Here is a 21134-nt window from a genome sequence, read left to right as displayed (position 1 = left end):
CGTGGACGCCGTCGTCGACCGGTCCGACCCAGGCGGCCGGGCGTGGGTCGACCGCGCCGTCTCGGCCGTCGAGGCCGACGCGCGGCGCAGCGCGGACACCCACCTGCTGGTCTACCCGCTGCCGCCCGAGTGGGGGGTCGACCTCTACCTCAAGGACGAGTCCACCCACCCGACCGGCAGCCTCAAGCACCGGCTGGCCCGGTCGCTGTTCCTCTACGGGCTGTGCTCGGGGCAGATCACCGAGGGCAGCACGGTGGTGGAGGCCTCCAGCGGGTCGACGGCGGTGAGCGAGGCCTACTTCGCCCGGATGCTCGGCCTGCCCTTCATCGCGGTGATGCCGCGGTCCACCAGCCCGGAGAAGGTGGCGCTCATCGAGTTCCACGGAGGGCGGTGCCACTTCGTCGACCGGGCCCCGGAGATGTACGACGAGGCCCGCCGGCTCGCCGACGAGTGCGGGGGGCACTACCTCGACCAGTTCACCTACGCCGAACGCGCCACCGACTGGCGCGGCAACAACAACATCGCCGAGTCGATCTTCGAGCAGCTCGCCGCCGAGCGGCACCCGGTGCCGGAGTGGGTCGTGGTCGGGGCCGGCACCGGCGGGACCAGCGCCACCATCGGCCGGTACCTCCGGTTCCGGCGGCACCCGACCCGGCTGGCCGTGGTCGACCCGGAGAACTCCGCCTTCTTCCCCGGGTACGCGGCCGGCGAGCCGGGCTGGACGACGGGGACGCCGTCGCGCATCGAGGGCATCGGGCGGCCGCGCGTGGAGCCCTCGTTCGTGCCGACCATCGTCGACCGGATGATCGCGGTGCCCGACGCGGCGTCGCTGGCCGCGATGCGGCACCTGGAGCAGGTCACCGGACGCCGGGCGGGGGGTTCGACGGGCACCAACCTGTGGGGCGCCTTCGGGCTGGTCGCCGAGATGGTCGCCGCCGGGCGGCAGGGGAGCGTGGTGACCCTGCTGTGCGACGGCGGGGAGCGGTACGCGCGCACCTACTACTCCGACGACTGGGTCGCGGCGCAGGGGCTGGACCTCGCCCCGTACACCGAGATCCTCCGGCGGTTCGCCACGACGGGGGAGTGGCCACCGGCCTGAGCCGCTCGGTCGCGGAACGCTCGGGGCCCACGCACCGTTGGTCGGTCGCGGAGGCGTCGCCCGCCCCCACCGGCCCACGAAGAGAGACATGAGTACGAGTCACAGACGCCCGGCCGCGCCCCCCGGATCCGACGAGGGGGTTCGCGGCCGGTGACCGAGGTCCTCACCCTCCTGACCGGCGTGCTCGTCGTCTTCGGCATCACCGTCGTCACGGGGTACTTCGTGGCGCAGGAATTCGCCTACATGGCGGTCGACCGGTCGGAGCTCACCGCCCTGGCGGCGGACGGTGACTCCGCCGCCGAGCAGGCGCTGACCGTGACCCGTCGCACCTCCTTCATGCTCTCGGGCGCCCAGCTGGGCATCACCGTGACCGGGCTCCTCGTCGGCTACGTCGCCGAGCCCCTGATCGGGCGGTCCCTCGGCACGCTGCTCGGCGGCATCGGCATCCCCGCCGCGGTGTCGGTGGGCATCGGCGCGGTGCTCGCGCTGCTGTTCTCCACGGTCGTGCAGATGCTGTTCGGCGAGCTCTTCCCGAAGAACCTCGCCATCGCCCGGCCCCAGCCCGTCGCCCGGTGGCTGGCCCGGTCGACCGTCCTCTACCTGACCGTCTTCGGCTGGCTGATCCGGGTCTTCGACGCCGCATCGAACCTGCTGCTGAAGGCGCTGCGCATCGAGCCGGTGCACGACGTCGAGCAGGCCGCGACCGCGCGCGACCTCGAGCACATCGTGGAGGACTCACGGGAGAGCGGGGACCTGCCGGCGGAGCTGTCGATGATGCTCGACCGCATCCTCGACTTCCCCGGCCGGGACGCCGGGCACGCGATGACCCCCCGCCCGCGGGTGGACACGGTGACCGATGCCGACACCATCGGCCAGTTGCGCACGCTCATGGCGCAGGGGCATTCCCGGTACCCGGTGCTGGCGGGCGACACCTACGACGTCGTCGGCGTGGTGCACCTGGTCGACCTGCTGACCACCACGGCGTCCGACAGCGCGCCCGTCACCACGATCGCCCGGCCCCCGCTGACCGTCTCCACGTTCAGCCCGCTGCCCGACACGCTGCTCCTGCTCGGGCAGACCGACGACCGGCTGGCCTGCGTCATCGACGAGTACGGCGGCTTCGCCGGTGTCATCACCGTCGAGGACCTGGCCGAGGAGCTCGTCGGTGAGATCACCGACGAGCACGACGCCGAGCACTCGGGGTACGTCCCGGTCGAGGGCGACGGCGTGTGGGAGATGCCGGGCGACGTGCACGTCGACGAGGTGGAGCGGGCGCTGGGCGCCGACCTGCCGCGGGGCGACTTCGAGACGATCGCCGGCCTGGTCATCGCCGTCCACGGAGCCTTTCCCGAACCCGGCACCCGGCTGGAGGTCCAGCTGCCGCCCGACCTCGCCGATCTGGTCGCCGACGGCGCCCCCGCCCCCCGGCAGCTGCGCCTCGAGGTGCTGGCGGTCGAACGCCACGTCCCGTCGCGGGTACGCCTCGAGCTGCCCCGCCGGGTCGAGGCCCCCACCGCGACCGAGGAGGCCGGCCGGTGAGCGGCAGCCCCTGGGTCGTGCTGCCCGCGACGGTGGTCATCGTCGCGCTCAGCGCCTTCTTCGTGGCGGTCGAGTTCGCCGCCCTGGCGGCCAAGCGGCACCGCCTGGAGGACGCGGCCGCCGGCAGCCGCTCCGCCCGGGCCGCGCTGCGGAGCTCCTCGGAGCTGACGCTGCTGCTGGCCGGCTCGCAGCTGGGCATCACCGCCGCGACCCTCGCGCTCGGTGCGATCAGCAAGCCCGCCGTGCACCACTGGCTGACCCCGGTGTTCGAGGCCTGGGGACTGCCGCCTGTCGCCGCAGACGTCGTGGGCTTCGTCCTGGCGCTGGTCGTGGTCACGTTCGTGCACCTGGTGGTGGGGGAGATGGCCCCGAAGTCGTGGGCGATCGCCCACCCGGAGCGCTCCGCGACCATGCTCGCGCTGCCCATGCGGGCGTTCATGGCGGTGTTCCGTCCGCTGCTGCGCGTCCTCAACTCGGCGGCGAACGTCCTGGTGCGCAGCGTCGGCGTCGAACCGGCGAACGGGGTCGCAGCCGGTCACGGCTCCGCAGCGTTGCGGCACCTGGTGGAGCACTCGGTGGACGTCGGCGCCCTCGACGCACGGTTCTCGGGCCAGCTCTCCAGCGCCCTGGAGCTCGAGCGCCTCACCGTCGGCGAGCTCGTCCGTCCCGGCGCCCCGCTGGTGGCCGTGGGGGTGCACGGGACCGCCGGTGAGGTGCGCGAAGCCACCCGGACGACCGGGCACCTGCGGATCCTGCTCGACGACGGAGCGGGGATCGCCGGCGTCGTGCACGTCCGCGACACCCTCTCGGCACCGGACGACGCTCCCGCCGAGCAGTTCGCGCGCCCCGTCTTCCGCCTCGACGCGGACACCACCGTCCACGCGGCGTTGACCGCGATGCGGGAGACCAGGAACCACCTCGCGCTGGTGACTCACGCCGGCGCCGTGATCGGCGTCATCACGCTGGCCGACGTGCTGCGCCGGTTGCTGCCGGAGCCGTCGGGGGCGGCGACCTGACCTGACCTTGCCTGCGTCCTGCCGGCCCGCGGGACGCGGGGGAGGTCGGCGTGACGTGCCTCACCGGCCCCTCGTGCCGCAGCAGCGTTACTGCGCAGTAGCCTCCATGATCGGAGCCAGGCGGGTCACCGTGCCCGCGTCTTGAACGCGTCCTGAGGAAGGTTCAGCGCGATGAACATCGTCGTTCTTGTCAAGCAGGTCCCGGACTCGGGAAGTGAGCGGAAGCTGGACCCGGCCGACAACACCGTCGCCCGGGCGTCCGCGGACAACGTGATCAACGAGATGGACGAGTACGCCATCGAGGAGGCGCTCACCATCAAGGAGGCGCAGGGCGGGGAGGTCACCGTCCTCACCGTCGGCCCCGACGACGCCACGGACGCCATCCGCAAGGCGCTGTCCATGGGCGCCGACAAGGCCGTCCACGTCAGCGACGAGGCGATCCACGGCTCGGACGCCTCGCAGATCAGCGCCGTCCTGGCCGCCGCCCTGCAGCAGCTCGAGTACGACCTGGTGATGTGCGGGGCCGAGGCCACCGACAGCCAGATGAGCGTCATGCCCGCCCTGCTGGCCGAGCGCCTGGGCATCCCGCAGCTCTCCGGGGCCCGCAAGGTCACCATCGACGGCGGCACCGCCAAGGTCGAGCGGCAGACCGACGGCGGCTACTGGGCCCTCGAGGCTCCGCTGCCGGCGATCATCTCCACCTGGGACACCATCAACGAGCCTCGCTACCCCTCGTTCAAGGGGATCATGGCCGCGAAGAAGAAGCCGGTCGAGACCAAGACCCTGGCCGACCTCGGCGTCGACGCCTCCACGGTGGGCCTGGCCAACGCCACCACCCAGGTGCTCGACTTCGCCGGCCGCCCGCCCAAGGGCGAGGGCGTCAAGGTTCCCGACGAGGGCGACGGCGCGCAGAAGTTCGTCGACTTCCTCGCCAGCCAGAAGATCGTCTGAGCCCGGCCCGGATCGAAGGAAGAGGAGAAAATCATGGCAGAGGTCCTGGTCCTGGCCGAGCTGAACCCGGCCGGCGGCGGCGTCCGCAAGACCACCCTGGAGGCCCTCACCGCGGCCCGCGCGCTCGGTGAGCCCTCGGCCGTCGTCCTCGGCGCCCCCGGCACCGCGGCCGGCGTGCGCGACCAGCTCGCCGAGTACGGCGCGGCCACCGTCTACGTGGCCGAGTCGGCCGACATCGACGACTACCTCGTGGCCCCCAAGGCCGAGGTGCTGGCCCAGCTGGTGGGCGAGAAGTCGCCGGCCGCCGTCGTCATCCCGTCCTCCCCGGAGGGCAAGGAGATCGCCGCGCGCCTGGCCGTCAAGACCGGCAGCGGCTTCCTGACCGACGTCACCGAGATCGCCGCCGACGGCACCGCGGCCCAGGCCGCGTTCGCCGGGGCGACGATCGTCCACTCGAAGGTCACCACCGGCACCCCGATCTACACGCTGCGCGGCAACTCGGTCACCCCCGAGCCGGCTCCGGCCGCCGGCGCCGAGCAGCCCGTGTCGGTGTCGATCAGCGACGCGGCCAAGCAGGTCCGGGTCGTCGAGCGCGTCGTCGAGCAGAAGAGCAACCGCCCCGAGCTCACCGAGGCCTCGATCGTCGTCTCCGGTGGTCGCGGTGTGGCCAGCGCCGAGAACTTCTCGATCATCGAGGCCCTGGCCGACTCGCTGGGCGGCGCCGTCGGCGCCTCCCGCGCCGCGGTGGACTCCGGCTTCTACCCGCACAGCTTCCAGGTGGGGCAGACCGGCAAGACCGTCTCGCCGCAGCTGTACGTGGCCGTCGGCATCTCGGGTGCGATCCAGCACCGCGCCGGCATGCAGACCTCGAAGACCATCGTGGCCATCAACAAGGACCCCGAGGCCCCGATCTTCGAGCTGGCCGACTTCGGTGTCATCGGCGACCTGAACACGGTCGTGCCGCAGGCCACCGAGCAGATCAACGCCCGCAAGTGAAGGACCCCGTCCTCCTCATGCCTCGCTCCGCTCGGCGTGAGCCTCTGGACGGGGCCGGCCGCGCGGACTGAACCCGCAAGGCTTGAACAACCGGTCGAGCGCCGATCCCTCCGGGGGTCGGCGCTCGACTCGTGTCGGGGGACGGGAAGCAGCCGGGGGCGCGCGTGGTTGGCCACGGCGTGGAGACCGGAGCGCCCCCGACGCTGTTCGACCGGGTGCACCGGCTGACCACCGCCGGGCTGCTGATGCTGGTCACCTTCGTCGCCTTCGAGGCGATGGCGGTGGCGACCGCGATGCCGACCGCGGTGCGGGAGCTCGACGGGCTCGCCTGGTACGCGTGGCCGTTCAGCGCCTTCCTCGTCGCCTCCGTCGTCGGGATGGTGCTCGGCGGTGACCTGGGTGACCGCCGCGGGTCCCGGGTCGCGCTGCTGACCGGTGTGGCGGTCTTCGCGGCGGGGCTGCTCGCCGCCGGCGTCTCGGGGCACATGGCGGTGTTCGTCGCGGCGCGGGCGCTGCAGGGCGTCGGCGGGGGCGTCATCGCCGTCTCGCTGTACGTGGTGGCCGGTCAGGCGTTCGCCCCCGGCCTGCGGCCCCGGCTGTTCGGCGCGTTCGCCGCGGCCTGGGTGCTGCCGGCGCTGATCGGCCCGGTCGTCGCCGGGCTGCTCACCACCCACCTCACCTGGCGGCTGGTCTTCCTCGGGCTGCTGCCGCTCATCCTCCTCGGCCTCGGGCTGGTGCTGCCCGCAGTCCGCGCGCTGCCCCGGCCGGCCGCGGCCGCCGCCCCCGCGTCCGCCCGCCGCTGGTGGGCGCTGCTGGCCGGCGTGGGCATCGGGGCGCTGCAGTACGCCGGGCAGCGCCTGGACCTCCTGGCGGCCGGGCTGGCCGTCGCCGGGCTGCTGGCCCTGGTCGTTGGCCTCCGCCCGCTGCTGCCCGCGGGCACCGCCGTCGCCCGACCGGGGCTGCCCGCGGTGGTCGCCGGGCGCGGCCTGCTGGCCGGCGCCTTCTTCGGCATGGACGCCCTGCTCCCGCTGGCCCTCACCGAGCTGCACGGGTACTCCGCCACCGCCGCGGGGATCCCGCTCACCGCCGGCGCCCTGGGCTGGGCCACCGCCTCGCAGCTGCAGGGGCGCAACGCGCACTGGTCGCGGGTGCGCCTGCTGCGGCTCGGGTTCGTGGTCCTGACCGCAGGGCTGCTGGCCACCGCGGCCATCGCCGTCCCGGGTATCGGCGGCTGGCCGGCGTACGCGAGCTGGGCGGTGGCGGGGCTCGGCATGGGGCTGGGCATGCCCAGCCTCAGCGTCCTGCTGCTGGACCGCTCGTCCGACGCCACCCGCGGCGCGGACTCCGCGGCCTTCCAGATCGCCGACGTCACCGGAGCCGCGCTCTGCGTCGGCGTGGTCGGGGTCCTCGTCGCCGTTGCGGTCACCGGGGCGCTGACGCTGCCGCTGGCGGTCGTGGCCGGGGTGGTCGTGCTGTCGGCCGTCGCGGTCACCGGCGCGGTGCTCGCCCCGCGTGCGGGTGGTTCCCCGACGGCGACAGCGGCTGCGGCCGTTCCCGCGACTACCCTGAGCGCGTCATGACGTACTCCGAGCCGGTCTACCTCGACCACGCGGCGACCACGCCGATGCTGCCCGAGGTGCTCGCCGCGATGACCGAGCAGCTCGGCCGCGTGGGCAACGCCTCGTCGCTGCACGCGAGCGGCAGGGCCGCGCGCCGCGCCGCCGAGCAGGCCCGCGAGCGGCTGGCCGAGGCGCTGGGTGCCCGGCCCTCGGAGGTGCTGTTCACCGGCGGTGGCACGGAGAGCGACAACCTCGCGATCAAGGGACTGTTCTGGGCCCGGCGCGAGGCCGACTCCCGCCGTCGCCGGATCGTGGTCAGCCCGGCCGAGCACCACGCCGTCCTGGACAGCGTCGAGTGGCTGGCCAAGCACGAGGGCGCCGAGGTCACCTGGCTGCCGGTCGAGCCGACGGGCCGGGTCACCCCGCAGGCGCTCGCCGAGGCGCTCGGTGATGGCAGCGACGTCGCGGTCGCCAGCGTCATGTGGGCCAACAACGAGATCGGCACCGTCAGCGACGTCGCCGCGCTCGCGGCCACCGCGCACGACGTCGGCGTCCCCTTCCACACCGACGCGGTGCAGGCCGTCGGGCAGGTGCTGGTCGACTTCGGCGCCAGCGGCGTCGACGCGCTCACGATGACCGGGCACAAGCTGGGCGGGCCCATGGGCGCCGGCGCCCTCCTGCTGCGCCGCGACGCCGAGTGCACGCCGCTGCTGCACGGAGGAGGCCAGGAGCGCGACGTCCGCTCCGGCACCCTCGACGTCGCCGCCATCGTCGGGCTGGCGGTGGCCGCGCACACGGCGGTGCAGGGCCGCGTCGAGCGGGCCGCGGACCTGGCCCGGCTGCGCGACCGGCTGGTGGCCGGCGTCGCCGCGCAGGTGCCCGACGCGCAGCTCAACGGTGCGCCGCTCGACGACGTGGTGCGCTCCGGCCCCGGCAGGTTGCCCGGCAACGCCCACCTGTCGTTCCCCGGCGCCGAGGGCGACGCGCTCCTCATGCTGCTGGACGCCCGCGGCATCGAGTGCTCGACCGGGTCGGCGTGCAGCGCCGGGGTGGCCCGTCCGAGCCACGTCCTGCTGGCCGTGGGCGCCGACCCCGACCGGGCGCGCAGCTCGCTGCGGTTCAGCCTCGGGCACACCAGCACCGACGACGACGTCGACGCCCTGCTCGAGGTGATCGCCCCGGTGGTCGAGCGCGCCCGGCGGGCCGGGACGGGGCGCCGGTGAGGGTGCTCGCCGCGATGAGCGGGGGAGTGGACTCCGCCGTCGCCGCGGCGCTCGCCGTCGATGCCGGCCACGACGTCACCGGGGTGCACCTCGCGCTCTCCCCGGACCGGCAGACGCTGCGCAGCGGGGCGCGGGGGTGCTGCAGCGTCGAGGACTCCCACGACGCGCGGCGGGTCGCCGACGAGCTCGGCATCCCGTTCTACGTCTGGGACATGGCCGAGCGGTTCACCGAGGACGTGGTCGAGGACTTCGTGGCCGAGTACGCCGCCGGTCGCACGCCGAACCCCTGCCTGCGCTGCAACGAGAAGATCAAGTTCTCCGCCGTCCTGGACCGGGCGCGGGCGCTCGGTTTCGACGCCGTCGTCACCGGCCACCACGCGCGGCTGGCCGACGGCGAGCTGCGGCGGTCGGTCGACGCCGCGAAGGACCAGTCCTACGTGCTCGGGGTGCTGACCGCGGAGCAGCTGGCCGCGGCGATGTTCCCGCTGGGGGGCATGACGAAGGACCGCGTGCGGGAGATCGCGGCGGAGCGGGGCTTCGCCGTCGCCACCAAGGCGGACTCGCACGACATCTGCTTCATCCCGGACGGCGACACCCGCGGCTTCCTCGCCCGCCGGCTGGGCAGCCGCCCCGGCCCCGTCGTCGACGCCGCCACCGGCGCGACCGTCGGCGAGCACGACGGCACCTACGGCTTCACCGTCGGCCAGCGGCGCGGCCTCGGGGTGAGCGCCGGTGACTCGCGCCCCCGCTACGTGCTCGGGATCGAGCCGGTCACCCGGACGGTGACCATCGGCACCGCCGACCTCGCCGGCGTGGAACTGGTCGTCACCGGCGCTCCGACGTGGACCGGGGAGCCGCCGGTGCCGCCGTTCCGGGCGGAGGTGCAGCTGCGCGCGCACGGCACGCCCGTGCCCTGCACGGTGACCGCCGACGAGACCGGCGGGCTGCGGATCCTGCTCGACGCCGAGCAGCGCGGGGTGGCCGCCGGGCAGTCGGCGGTGCTCTACGAACCCGACGCCGAACGTGGTGACCGGGTCCTGGGACAGGCCGCGATCCGAACCGCCGGTGAACGAGGAGGGACGGTTCGTCACGGGGCCTTGGCATGAGCCGGGCCGCCCGCTAGCTTTCACGCGAACCGTCTCCCCGAGCGCGAGCGCGCAGCTCGACTCCGTGCACCGAACCCGCAGGCCGTCCCTCCCGGCGGTCTGGTCCCGCACGCCCTTCTGGAGGACCTCCCGTGCGCAGAACGCGCCTCTCCCTGACCGCCACCCTGGCGGCGTCGGCCGTGGTGGTGGGCCTGCCGGCCGTGGCCTCGGCCGCCCCCGTTCCGGACCGCTACGCCGACGTCCCGGTCCAGCTCCTCGCGATCAACGACTTCCACGGCCGGATCTCCGAGACCACGGGCAGCGACGCGACGCTGGTCACCGGTGAGGGCCCCGGCCCCGACGGCGTCGCCGGCACCGCCGACGACGGCACCGTCCTGGTCGGCGGCGCCGCGAGCCTGGCGAGCACCGTCGAGGAGACCCGGGCCGCGTTCGTGCAGTCCGGCGGGAACGCCGACTCGTCGCTCTTCGTCAGCACCGGCGACCTGATCGGCGCCTCGCCGTTCGACTCCAGCGTCTTCCAGGACGAGCCGACGATCGAGGTCTTCAACGCCCTGGGTCTGGACGTCTCGGTCGTGGGCAACCACGAGTTCGACCGCGGCACCGACGAGCTGCGCCGCATCTCGGCGGCCACCGACGGCACGTTCACCGACGACGTCGAGGCCTGCGAGGGCGTCGAGGTCGGGGTGACCGGTTGCTTCGAGGACAGCACCGGGAACGCGTTCCGCGGCGCCGACTTCCCCTACCTGGCGGCCAACGTCTACGCCAAGGGCACGGACCAGCCGATCCTGCCCCCGTACCAGGTCTTCGACGTGGCCGGCGGCAAGAAGATCGCCCTCATCGGTGTGGTCACCGACACCACCCCGACCATCGTCTCCCCGACCGGCATCGCCGACGTCGACTTCGGCGACGAGGCCGAGGCGGTCAACCGCTGGGTCCCCGAGCTGCGGGAGCAGGGCATCGAGGCCATCGGCGTGCTCCTGCACGAGGGCGGGGAGAACACCGGCGAGGACGCGGCCGACTTCAACGGCTGCGACGAGCTGACCGGCCCGGTCGTCGACATCAACGACCGGGTCTCCCCGGCCGTCGACCTGATCGTCAGCTCGCACAGCCACGCGAGCTACTCCTGCCTGGTGGCCGACCCCGCCGGCCAGCCGCGGCTGATCACCCAGGCCGGCTCCTACGGCCGCCTGGTCAGCGACATCCGGCTGACGCTGGACGGCCGCACCGGTGACGTGCAGCGAGGGTGCGACTACCGGGCGGCGAACGTCCCGGTGCTGCGCGACAACCCGGACGCCGAGATCGCGGGGATCGTGGAGTACTGGGACGAGCGGTCCGCCGAGGCGGGTGACCGCGTCGTCGGCACCGCCAGCGAGGACATCCGCCGCGCCGGCACCTGGACCACCGACCCGACGACGGGGCAGCCGGTGTTCCGCCCCGTCCGGGACGGCGAGTCCAGCCTGGGCAACCTGGTGGCGCAGATGCAGCTGGAGGCGCTGCAGGTCGACCCCGCCTACGGCGACCCCGTGCTGGCGTTCATGAACCCCGGTGGCCTCCGCGCCGACATCGAGGCCGGCGAGGTCACCTACGCCGAGCTGTTCACCGTGCAGCCGTTCGGGAACACGGTCAACGCGATCACCCTGACCGGCGCTGACATCCGCGCGGTGCTGGAGCAGCAGTTCCAGTCCGACCAGCCGCGTGCGAGCACCCTGCGGCTGGGCACCTCGGAGGGCTTCTCCTACCGCTTCGACACCGCCAACCCCTACGGGCAGCGGGTCGACCCGGCGTCGATCACCCTGGACCCCGACGGCTCGGGCCCGCTGCCGGCCGAGGTCGTCGACCCCGCGGCCAGCTACCGGGTGGCGGCGAACTCCTTCCTGATCGCCGGCGGCGACTCCTTCACCGCCTTCACCAACGGGACGGATCCCGCCACCGGTCCGGTCGACGTCGAGACCGCCGTCGCCTACTTCGAGGCGGCGTCCGGCCCGGTCGCCCCGCCGGCGGCCGACCACGGCCAGCCGGGCAGCTTCCCCCTCCCGCCGGTGGCCACCGGTCTCAGCGGCACCGACGCCCCGGCGCAGCCGCCGGCGGTCGCCGACGGCACCAGCGCCGTGGCCGGCCCGTGCGACGCCACGGCCACCCTCTCCACGGCCACCCCGGACCTCGGCGACGTGATCTCGGTGACCGTGGCGGACTTCGGCCCCCGCGAGAAGGTGACCGCGGTGCTGTCCGACGGGCGCCGCCTGGCCGAGGGCCGGACCGATGCGCAGGGCACCGCCACGATGCGCTTCCCGGTGCCCAAGCGGGCTCCGGCCGGCGAGTACACGGTGACGGTGACCGGCACCTCGGGTGAGTGGGCGACGACCACCTTCACGCTCGGCTGAGCCGCCGCGCCGACCGAGCACGCTGACCGGAGGCCGGTTCCCGCACCGCGGGGGCCGGCCTCCGGCGTCACCGACGGAGCCACCGGCGACCTGTGCGTTCCCGGGTGGCAGGTCCGCCGGGGGCGTGATCATCTTGGTGGTCCTGCCCGGCTCGACGAGGAGGTCCTGTGCTCCTGTCCCACCGCGTCGGAGCGCCGGCCGTCGCGCTCTCGCTGCTGCTCCTGACCGCCTGCCGGAGCACGGTCGCGCCGACGGCGGACGGCGAGCCCGCCGCGACGGAGAGGACCGCCACCCCGGTCACCGAGACCACGGTGCAGGTGCTCGCCCTCAACGACTTCCACGGCAGGCTGGACGTGCCGGCGGGCGTGGACGGTCTCCTCGACACCGGTGAGCCGGGGCCCGGGGCCGACGGGGTCCCGGACACGCCCGACGACGGCCCCTGGCCCGTCGGCGGGGCCGCGTACCTGGCCGCGACGCTCGCCGACCGGCGGGCGGACTTCGGCGGCGCCGAGCAGGACTCCCTCACCCTGGCCGCGGGTGACCTGGTGGGCGCTTCGACGCTCGCCTCCACGCTGTACCAGGACGAACCGGCCATCGAGGTCCTCGACGCCCTGGGTCTGGACTTCGCCGCGGTCGGCAACCACGAGTTCGACCGCGGCAAGGAGGAGCTGTTCCGGCTGTCCGGTGCGACCGACGGGCAGTTCTCCGACGACATCGGCGCCTGCGACGGCGTGGCGCGGCGGACGGAGGGCTGCTTCCGCGACAGCACCGGCGAGGAGTTCTCCGGCTCGGGGTTCGGCTACCTCGCCGCCAACGTCCGGGACACCGACACCGGCGAGCCGGCGCTCCCCCCGTACGCGGTGGTGCGCACCAGCGGAGGCACGCAGGTCGGGATCATCGGGGTCGTCACCCGCGAGACCCTCGACTACGTCCCCGGTTCGGCGCTCGCGGGGCTGACGATCGAGCCCCCGGCCGCAGCGGCGAACCGGTACGCCGCCGAGCTGCAGGAGCGCGGGGTGGAGGCGATCGTCCTGCTGGCGCACGAGGGTGGCGGCCAGCCGCCGGGCACGACGCCGGACACCTGCGTCGGGGAGCTCGCGGGCACCCCGGCGGGTGCGCTGAACGCCGAGGTGTCACCCGCTGTCGACGTGATCATCGGCGGGCACACGCACGCGCCGTACACCTGCTCGCTGGCCGACCCCGACGGCGCTCCGCGGCCGGTGACGCAGGCGGCCACCTACGGGCGGACGGTCACCGACCTGCGGCTGGTCGTCCGCGCCGACGGCGACGTGGACCGGGAGCGCACGACCGCCACGGCCGTGCCGGTCCTGCGCACCGCCGCGGACGCGGAGGTGGAGCGGATCGTCGGGCACTGGGTGGCCCGTGCCGAGCCCGAGGGCGACCGGGTGGTGGGCGAGGTGGCCGAGGACGTCCCGGCCGGGCCGGCGCCGGAGTCGCCCATGGGCGTGCTGGTGGCGGATGCGTTCCTCGCCGCCGTGCAGGACGAGCGGCACGGCCGTCCCGTCCTCGCCTTCACGACCGTGCCCATGCTGCGGGCCGGCCTGCTCCGGGACGACGGCGACCCGCCGGGCGCCGACGGCGTCGTGACCTACCGGGACGCATTCCGCGCCCTGCCGTTCGGGTTCCGCGTCGAGACCCTCACCGTCTCCGGTGCGGCGATCCGGGAGGCGCTGGAACACCAGTTCACCCACGCGGACGTCCTCGTGCTGAGCACCTCCAGCAGCCTGACCTACCGCTACGACCCGGCCCGGCCGCTGGGCGACCGCGTGGACCCCTGCTCCCTGGAGATCGACGGCGCGCGCGTCGAGCCGGAGGGGCGTTACCGGGTGGCGATGACGAGCTACCTGCGCGAGGGGGGCGAGGGGTACACCTCCTTCGCCGAGGGCGACGACGTCGTGCGCGGGCCCTCGGACCGCCGGGCCCTGGTGGCGTATCTCGGGTCGCGCTCCCCGGTGGGTCCGCCGGCGCTGGGGCTCGCCGTCCCGACCGACCAGCGGCTGGCCTGCTGAACCTGTGCTCCGGGCGACGGGCTACCGTCGCCGCCGTGGTCTCCCCGCTCGACCCCGCCCATCCCGCCCCGGGGGCTGCCGACGGCGCCCAGCCGGCCGGTCCGCCCTGGGGCCCCGCCACCGGTGTGGGATCCCTGCCGGGCAGCGACCCGGCCGAGGCGGCGCGCACGGTGGTGGGGGAGCTGCCGGGGTTCGCCCACCTCCCCGAGCTGCCCGGCCGGGGCCCCGGGGCCGACATGCTCGGGCGCACCGCGGCGCTGCTGGTCGGCCTCGCGGTCGACCTCACCCCCTCGGGCTGGCGGCTGGTGCCGCGGCCCGGGATGGACCAGCAGCGGGCCGAGGAGTTCCTCGCCCGGGACCTCGACGCGCTGCACGACGTGGCCGAGGACTGGACGGGGCCGTTCAAGGTGCAGGCCACCGGGCCGTGGACCCTCGCCGCGGGGCTGGAGCGCACCCGGGGGGACCGGGCGGTGGTCGATCCCGGGGCGCGGCGCGATCTGGGTCAGTCGCTGGCCGAGGGGCTCTCCGCGCACGTGGCGGCCGTGCAGAACCGGCTCCCCGGCGCGCGGATCGTGGTCCAGCTCGACGAGCCGTCGGTTCCCGCGGTGCTCCAGGGCGGGCTGCCGACGATCAGCGGTTTCGGGAAGCTGCCGGCGGTCGCCGCCGACGTCGTCGAGCAGGAGCTGGCCGCCGTCCTGCGGGCGCTGCCCGGCCCCGTGGTGGTGCACTGCTGCGCGCCGCGCATGCCGCTCACCCTGTTCCGTGCAGCCGGCGCGGCCGGACTCTCGTTCGACCTGGGCCTGGTCCAGGACCTCGACGCGGTGGGTGAGGCGGTCGACGCCGGGGTGCACCTGCTGCCGGGCGTCGTGCCGGGCACCGACACCGCACTGCCGGCTCCGAAGGCGACGGCGTCGCGGGTGCAGGCCTGGTGGAGCGAGCTGGGGTTCGCCGCTGAACGGCTGCCCGGGGCGGTGACGCTCACCCCCGCCTGTGGACTCGCGGGGGCGACGCCGTCCTACGCCCGCGCCGCGATGCGCCAGGTGCGCGAGGCCGCGAAGTACCTGCTGCCCGGGTAGCGCGAGGGACCTGCCGCCGGGAGCACCGCGCCACGAGCGGGTGAGCCCCGGTTGACCGTCGTACCCGCCGGATACCGTTCGCCCGTGAGCACCGACGCCGACCTCGTCGAACCGTCCGTCACCCCGGTGGCCGACCGGGAGGACCTCACCGAGGTCCCCGACGACGTCCGCACGCGCCACCGCGACCTCTCCGAGGAGCTGGACCGGTACGCCTTCGCGTACTACGTGCGCGACGAGCCGCTGATCAGCGACGGCCAGTACGACGAGCTGATGGCCGAGCTGAAGGCGATCGAGTCCGCGCACCCGGCCCTGGTCACCCCGGACTCGCCCAGCCAGAAGGTCAACGGTGGCTTCACCGCGACCTTCGCCCCCGTGCAGCACCTGGAGCGCATGCAGAGCCTGGACAACGCCTTCAGCAGCGACGAGCTGTCGGCCTGGGCGGCGCGCGCCGAGCGGGAGGGCGCGGCGGAGGCCAGCTACCTGTGCGAGCTGAAGGTCGACGGGGTGGCCGTCGACCTGGTCTACGAGCGGGGCCGCCTGGTCCGGGCCGCCACCCGGGGCGACGGGGTGACCGGCGAGGACGTCACCGCCAACGTGCGCACGATGGACGACGTCCCCCAGCAGCTCACCGGCGACGACGTCCCGGAGTTGCTGGAGGTCCGCGGCGAGATCTACTTCCCCGTCGCCGCGTTCGCCGACGTGAACGCCGCCATGGTGGAGCAGGGCAAGCCGCCGTTCGCCAACCCGCGCAACGCCGCGGCCGGCTCGCTGCGGCAGAAGGACCCGAAGGTCACCGCGTCCCGCCCGCTGCGGATGGTCGTCCACGGGCTGGGCGCCCGCACGGGCTTCGAGCCGGAGCGGCAGTCGGCGGCCTACGAGGGCCTGCGGGCGCTGGGGCTGCCGGTGAGCGACCGCTTCGAGATCGTCCCCGATCTCGAGGGCGTGTGGGCCTACATCGAGCGCTACCGCGAGCAGCGCCACGCGGTGGAGCACGAGATCGACGGTGTCGTGGTGAAGGTGGACCAGGTCGCGCTGCAGCGTCGGCTGGGGTCGACCTCCCGGGCGCCGCGGTGGGCGATCGCGTTCAAGTACCCGCCGGAGGAGGCGACGACGAAGCTCCTGGACATCCGGGTCAACGTCGGGCGCACCGGCCGGGTGACGCCGTTCGCCTTCATGGAGCCGGTGAAGGTGGCCGGGTCGACGGTGCAGCTGGCCACCCTGCACAACGCCAGCGAGGTGAAGCGCAAGGGCGTGCTGATCGGCGACACGGTCGTCATCCGCAAGGCCGGTGACGTGATCCCCGAGGTGCTGGGCCCGGTCGTCGCGGCCCGGACCGGCGACGAGCGCGAGTTCGTCATGCCGACCCACTGCCCCGAGTGCGGCACGGAGCTGCGGCCGGAGAAGGAGGGGGACGCCGACATCCGCTGCCCCAACGCCCGGTCCTGCCCGGCGCAGCTGCGGGAACGGGTCTTCCACGTGGCGGGGCGTGGCGCCTTCGACATCGAGAACCTCGGCTACGAGGCTGCGGTCGCACTGCTGCAGAGCCGGCTGCTCACCGACGAGGGCGATCTGTTCTTCCTCGACGAGGAGCAGCTGCAGCGCTCACCGTTCTTCACGCGGAAGAACGGCACCCTGTCGGCCAACGGCGCCAAGCTGCTGACCAACCTGCAGGCCCGCAAGGACGTGCCGCTGTGGCGGGTGCTCGTCGCGCTGTCGATCCGGCACGTGGGGCCGACCGCCGCGCAGGCGCTGGCTCGCGACTTCCGGTCGATGGACCGCATCATCGCCGCCACGGAGGATGAGCTGGCCGCCGCGGACGGCGTGGGTCCGACGATCGCGAGGTCGGTGCGCGACTGGTTCGCCGTCGACTGGCACCGCGACGTCGTGGAGAAGTGGCGGCAGGCCGGGGTGCGCATGGCCGACGCGGCCGAGGACGCACCCCCGGGACCGCTGACCGGCGTCACCGTGGTCGTCACCGGGTCGCTGCGCGACTTCAGCCGCGACCAGGCGATCGCGGCGATCCAGGAGCGGGGCGGCAAGGTGACCGGTTCGGTGTCGAAGAAGACCGGCTTCGTCGTCGTGGGCGCCGACCCGGGCAGCAAGTACGACAAGGCGGTGCAGGTGAAGGCACCGATCCTGGACGACGACGGCTTCCGGGTGCTGCTGGAGCAGGGGCCGGACGCCGCCCGCGAGGTCGCGTCGATCGGCGACGGCAGCGAGTAGCCCCGCGGCCGGGTGCGCCAACGATCACCTGGGTCAGTAGGGCGGGGGAGTCGTGCTCGCCACCATGCCGGTCGGTGTGGTGACGGTGAGCGTGCCGTCGGGCGCGAGGTCGTAGGCCCAGCCGGGCGCCTGGTGCTTGCCCCGGTGGTGGCGGGTGCAGAAGCCGGTGAGGTTCTCCGCACTCGTCGGTCCCTCGGGGTAGGGGCGGTCGTGGTCGAGCTCCCCGCCCAGCGGGACGCGCCGGCGGCAGCTCGGGAAGCGGCAGCGGCGGTCGCGGGCGCGGATGTACCGGTCGAGCGCGGCCCCGGGTCGATACCCGTCGGTCGGGCCGGGCGGGTCGAGCCCCGGACGGCCGGTGAGGTCGTGCCTGCACCGGGTCGGCGCGCGGCGGCAGGCGGCGTCGCCGCAGTGGGCCAGGCGGCGGAGTTCGCGGCTGTCGGTGAGCGCGAGCAGCGCGCCGGTGAGTTCGTCGACCACCGCGATCCGCGGTCGGTCGACCAGCGTCCCGCCGCTGCTCGCATCGAGCAGCGCGGCGAGGGCTGCCCGGCGGGACTCCCCGGCGTCGGCGCAGGCGTCGAGATCGCTCGGCGCACGAGTGACCCGGCCGGCGGCGCTGCGCAGCCACGCGCTCTCGTCCTGGCGGTCGGCGCGCTGGGCGTCGGCCACCATCTTCCGGGCGCGACCGATCGCCCGGTCCAGGCCGAGCAGGGCGTCTGCGGCGGCCTGCAGCGACCCGTGCGCGTTGGCCCAGTGAGAGGAGCTGTCGCCGTCGTCTGTCCCTGGTTCCACCTCGGTGCCGGACCCGGGGTCGGGTTCCGGGTCAGGGCCGGGGCCGTGTTGCGGTTCCAGCCCGGGATCGGGGGATCCTTCCGCTTCGGGGTCCGGCGCCGGCTCGGAGAACGCCCCGGCTGCTTCGAGCCAGGCCTCGAAGCGGGCCTCCTCGGCCCACCCCGGAGGAGCTCGTCCTCCGGGGTGTAGTCCGCGCCGCCCCATTCGCCCCGGAGAGCGCGGGCCTCGACCTCCGCCCACCACCGCTCGTCGGCCTCCCGCCACTCCGTGGCCCGGGTGTGCAGCGGCCAGGCATCGGTGGGGCAGACGTCGTCGGGCGAGGAGTCGGTGCCGTGGGCGTCCTCCGGCCGGCTGTCGGCCCGGCCATCTCCTGTCGGCGAGTGGCCGTCCGCGGCCGTCGTGGCGCCCTCCTCGCAGGGATCCGGCGCCGGCCCGGGCAGCAGGCCCAGGGCGCGGGCGAGCGCGCGGACGACCTCGGCCGGTACGGGTTCACCGCCGATCTCACCCGGCTGGTCGCCGCCGAGCAGGGTTCGCACCCCCGCGACCACGGTCAGCTGCGCCTGCACGGCGGGCAGTTCGTTCTGCTCCGGCCGGAGCACCAGGTCGAGCAGGCAGTCGGCCATCTTCTGGCCGCGCGTCCTGCGGTCGTCCGGGTCGTCCAGATTGTCGGCGTAGCGCCCCAGCGCATCCAGCAGCGCCTGCGCTTCGGGCACCGTGAGCAGCGCGCCGAGGACCGCCATGCCCTCGCGGCGATCGGGCCGGACGGAGACGCCTCGCTCGCGGAGGGCCGCAGCCAGCCGGGCGGCTTCGTCGCGTGCGTCACGGGCCAGGCCGAGCCGGCGCGCCTTGGCGCCGAGCTGCGCAGGTGTGGTCACCCGGCCGGACATCCACCGGAGCAGCTCCCGTTCGACGGCGGCCCGCTTCGCCGCGTCGGCGATCGGCGCCACCCGCTCGAGCATCGGCCAGAGGTGTCCCGGGTGGAGATCTCCGCGTTCCAGTGCGGCCAGCGTTCCCGGGAGACGGTGCACCAGCGTCAGCGATCGCGTCAGCAGCTGCTCGGCCGCCTGGGTGGAGATCGACAGGGCCACCACCAGCTCCTGCGCTGCCCACTCGCTGACGTCGGCCAGCACCTCCGGCCGGGCGGCGCGGCGCTCCTCGCTCATGGCCCCCGGCTGGCCCGCCGGGCGATCGGCCGAGGCGGGACGGGTGGCGGCGAACTCGGCGACCGCCCGGGCGCGCAGCGCGGTCTGCCGGGCGATCTCCCGGTCCGCCGCCTGCACAGCACCCAGCGGACCGGTGGCCCAGCCGGCGGCGGGCGCCGAGGCAGCGGAGGCGCCCGATGCCGGACGACCCGACGCGGACGGAGGGAGCGTCGTCCCTGACGTCGTCCCGGTCATGCCTTCGATCATGTGTTCGAAGGAACGTCGGTGCAAGCGAAGCACGAAGAAGGCGCAGGTCAGGGGCTCAGCGACCAGGCCTCGAGGCGTCCGGAAGGGGGTTGACCGACCTGCTGCGGCTGCCTAGGTTCCTGCTCGGCTGATGCGGCCGGCCGCTCGCGCCCCCGGGGGTGTGGTGAACGCATCGTGACTTCACTGACCTGTCCACCGGTCCACCACGGCGAACCAGTCAGCAACGCGAGCACTGGCGTGCATCGACGGGTTCGCCGATCGGAGGATCCATGTCGGACGCCGAGTCGAGGCGCGATCCGGACAGCCGGTCCGCCAAGCAGATGGCCAGGCGGCTCCGCGCCGCGCTGCGCGAGCGGCAGGGGCTCGAGCTGACGCACGGCCAGTGCCTGGAGCTGGTGGCGCGCCAGTTGGGCGCGGCGGACTGGAACACCCTCAACGCCAGGCTCGCGCCGTCCCCGGTGCGGGTGCCGTGGGGTGGGTCGGGCACCACCATCCCGGTGTTGCGAATCTTCTCCGTCGACGTCGCGCTGCAGTTCTACGTCGACTTCCTCGGGTTCCGCCTGGATTTCGGGGGCCCGTCGGGCGGAGAGGGGACGCCCTTCTACGGGCAGGTCACCCAGGCGTCCACCACGTTGCACCTGACCGAGGTCGCCTACACGCCCGGCGCCGGAGCCACGGTGCTGGTCTGGATCGCGGGGTTGGACTCCCTCCGGGAGGAGCTGAACGCCCGCCGGGCGGAGGTGCCGGTATGGGGCCCGGCGGTCTGGGTGCCCGAGATCGAGGAGGCGCCGTGGGGAGCTCGCGTGCTGACCCTTGCCGACCCGTTCGGCAACCATCTCCACCTCAACGAGCCCACCGATGCGGAGGCTCGGCGCTTGCTGCCCGCGTGGGGAGCGGTGGGTTCCTCCGGTTGAGCGGCGAGCGGTCCTGGTGGCGCCCGAGCGGGGTGCCGGCCGCTGGTGGCGGTCGCCGAATGCCGGTCAGGGCGGCGGCAGGTGGGCGACCGTCGTCGCGATCCCGGTGAAGTGGGCCAGGCGGAGGAGCTCCGACCGGCGGAATGCCGGGCCGCCGGAGCGGCCGAGCACGATGGCCCGGCCGGCGCCGTAGGGCACGGCCATCATCTCGATGGCCATCTCCTGCCACCGCTCCGGCAGCCAGGGGTCGTCGCTGGGCAGCAGCCGCGGGCCGCTCAGCGGCAGCCACGGCAAGGTGAGGCCGGGAAAGGCCGGCGCCGCGTCCGAGGCCGCGAGCACCGCGCCCTCGGTCAGCGGGGCCGGTTGCCCCGAGTCGTCGAGGATCACCGCCCAGCCGCTGTGGAAGACCCGCGGCAACGACGCGGTCAGCAGCTCGGTCGGCGGGCGATCGCCGCGGGCGAGCGCATCCAGCAGGTCCAGTTCGCGGTGGGTGTCCAGCGGGCCGGCGAAGGGGCGCAGCGACTCCACCCGCACGCCGTCGACCGCCTGCGCCACCGTGATGAGGCTGTCGGGCAGCCGGTCGCCCGGCAGGTCCACGACGACGTCGTCGACCGCGATCCCGTTGCCCCGCTCGAGCACGTCCACCGAGACGATGTCGATGCCTGCGGTGCCCAGTGCGGTCGCCACCGCACCGAGGATGCCCGGGCGGTCGGGCAGCACCAGGCGCAGGAGATAGGACACGGTTCCTCCGGGTCATGGGCCCCATGGCCCCCTTCCGGGGCCCGCCGCGAGCCTGCGAGCGGTGGGGAGGAGGGGGGCCTCG

At 74.4% G+C, this 21134-nt stretch carries 15 protein-coding genes and 1 pseudogene; 13 read left to right on the top strand and 3 right to left on the bottom strand.

What is annotated here, in order from left to right:
• The first annotated feature begins 1 nt into the window (after nt 1).
• The 12 genes from cds1 (at nt 2) to ligA (ending at nt 17199) form a co-directional block, all read left to right on the top strand.
• Nucleotides 2-1099 (top strand): L-cysteine desulfhydrase Cds1, encoded by a 1098-nt coding sequence (cds1, locus tag ACI79Q_RS09875; RefSeq protein WP_456588882.1) that lies wholly within the window; start codon nt 2-4, stop codon nt 1097-1099.
• A gap of 150 nt (nt 1100-1249) precedes the next feature.
• Complete coding sequence (locus ACI79Q_RS09870; protein ID WP_456614622.1) at nt 1250-2638, top strand: hemolysin family protein; 1389 nt, start codon at nt 1250-1252, stop codon at nt 2636-2638.
• Nucleotides 2635-3654: a CNNM domain-containing protein gene (locus tag ACI79Q_RS09865; protein ID WP_456599659.1), complete on the top strand. Its 1020-nt coding sequence runs from the start codon at nt 2635-2637 to the stop codon at nt 3652-3654. The genes ACI79Q_RS09870 and ACI79Q_RS09865 overlap by 4 nt, the downstream gene beginning before the upstream one ends.
• 171 nt (nt 3655-3825) lie before the next feature.
• Nucleotides 3826-4605 carry an electron transfer flavoprotein subunit beta/FixA family protein gene (locus ACI79Q_RS09860; protein WP_456614621.1) on the top strand — a complete coding sequence of 260 codons (780 nt, stop codon included), beginning with the start codon at nt 3826-3828 and terminating at the stop codon, nt 4603-4605.
• Nucleotides 4606-4638: 33 nt separating this feature from the next.
• Nucleotides 4639-5601, top strand: coding sequence for an electron transfer flavoprotein subunit alpha/FixB family protein (locus tag ACI79Q_RS09855; protein WP_456588878.1), 963 nt, complete (start codon nt 4639-4641; stop codon nt 5599-5601).
• A gap of 179 nt (nt 5602-5780) precedes the next feature.
• On the top strand, nt 5781-7181 hold the full coding sequence (locus ACI79Q_RS09850) for an MFS transporter (protein WP_456599660.1): 1401 nt from the start codon (nt 5781-5783) through the stop codon (nt 7179-7181).
• On the top strand, nt 7178-8383 hold the full coding sequence (locus ACI79Q_RS09845; protein WP_456588876.1) for a cysteine desulfurase family protein: 1206 nt from the start codon (nt 7178-7180) through the stop codon (nt 8381-8383). The genes ACI79Q_RS09850 and ACI79Q_RS09845 overlap by 4 nt, the downstream gene beginning before the upstream one ends.
• Nucleotides 8380-9489, top strand: coding sequence for a tRNA 2-thiouridine(34) synthase MnmA (mnmA, locus tag ACI79Q_RS09840; RefSeq protein WP_456588875.1), 1110 nt, complete (start codon nt 8380-8382; stop codon nt 9487-9489). The genes ACI79Q_RS09845 and mnmA overlap by 4 nt, the downstream gene beginning before the upstream one ends.
• 131 nt (nt 9490-9620) lie before the next feature.
• Nucleotides 9621-11870 (top strand): 5'-nucleotidase C-terminal domain-containing protein, encoded by a 2250-nt coding sequence (locus ACI79Q_RS09835; protein ID WP_456613433.1) that lies wholly within the window; start codon nt 9621-9623, stop codon nt 11868-11870.
• Nucleotides 11871-12037: 167 nt separating this feature from the next.
• A complete protein-coding gene (locus ACI79Q_RS09830; RefSeq protein ID WP_456614620.1) occupies nt 12038-13900 on the top strand; it encodes a bifunctional metallophosphatase/5'-nucleotidase in 1863 nt (620 codons plus the stop codon).
• A 35-nt stretch (nt 13901-13935) separates the two neighbouring features.
• The gene (locus ACI79Q_RS09825) at nt 13936-14976 is read left to right on the top strand and encodes a methionine synthase (RefSeq protein ID WP_456588872.1); all 1041 of its coding nucleotides are present in this window, start codon (nt 13936-13938) and stop codon (nt 14974-14976) included.
• A gap of 84 nt (nt 14977-15060) precedes the next feature.
• Nucleotides 15061-17199, top strand: coding sequence for an NAD-dependent DNA ligase LigA (ligA, locus tag ACI79Q_RS09820; protein WP_456614619.1), 2139 nt, complete (start codon nt 15061-15063; stop codon nt 17197-17199).
• A 33-nt stretch (nt 17200-17232) separates the two neighbouring features.
• On the opposite strand, the gene ACI79Q_RS09815 is transcribed toward ligA, so the two are convergent.
• Entirely contained in the window at nt 17233-17988 is a 756-nt protein-coding gene (locus tag ACI79Q_RS09815; protein WP_456614618.1) for an HNH endonuclease signature motif containing protein, read from the bottom strand.
• Nucleotides 17989-18500: 512 nt separating this feature from the next.
• A pseudogene (locus ACI79Q_RS09810) lies at nt 18501-19151 on the bottom strand (DUF222 domain-containing protein); the annotation flags it as partial.
• 515 nt (nt 19152-19666) lie between these two features.
• Here ACI79Q_RS09810 and ACI79Q_RS09805 point away from each other — a divergent pair.
• Complete coding sequence (locus tag ACI79Q_RS09805; protein WP_456599665.1) at nt 19667-20311, top strand: glyoxalase superfamily protein; 645 nt, start codon at nt 19667-19669, stop codon at nt 20309-20311.
• 66 nt (nt 20312-20377) lie between these two features.
• On the opposite strand, the gene ACI79Q_RS09800 is transcribed toward ACI79Q_RS09805, so the two are convergent.
• Nucleotides 20378-21052 (bottom strand): ACT domain-containing protein, encoded by a 675-nt coding sequence (locus tag ACI79Q_RS09800; RefSeq protein ID WP_456588868.1) that lies wholly within the window; start codon nt 21050-21052, stop codon nt 20378-20380.
• Nucleotides 21053-21134: the final 82 nt, after the last annotated feature.

The organism is Blastococcus sp. SYSU DS0828 (assembly GCF_054050975.1).
This window is presented reverse-complemented; position numbering and strand designations above follow the sequence as displayed.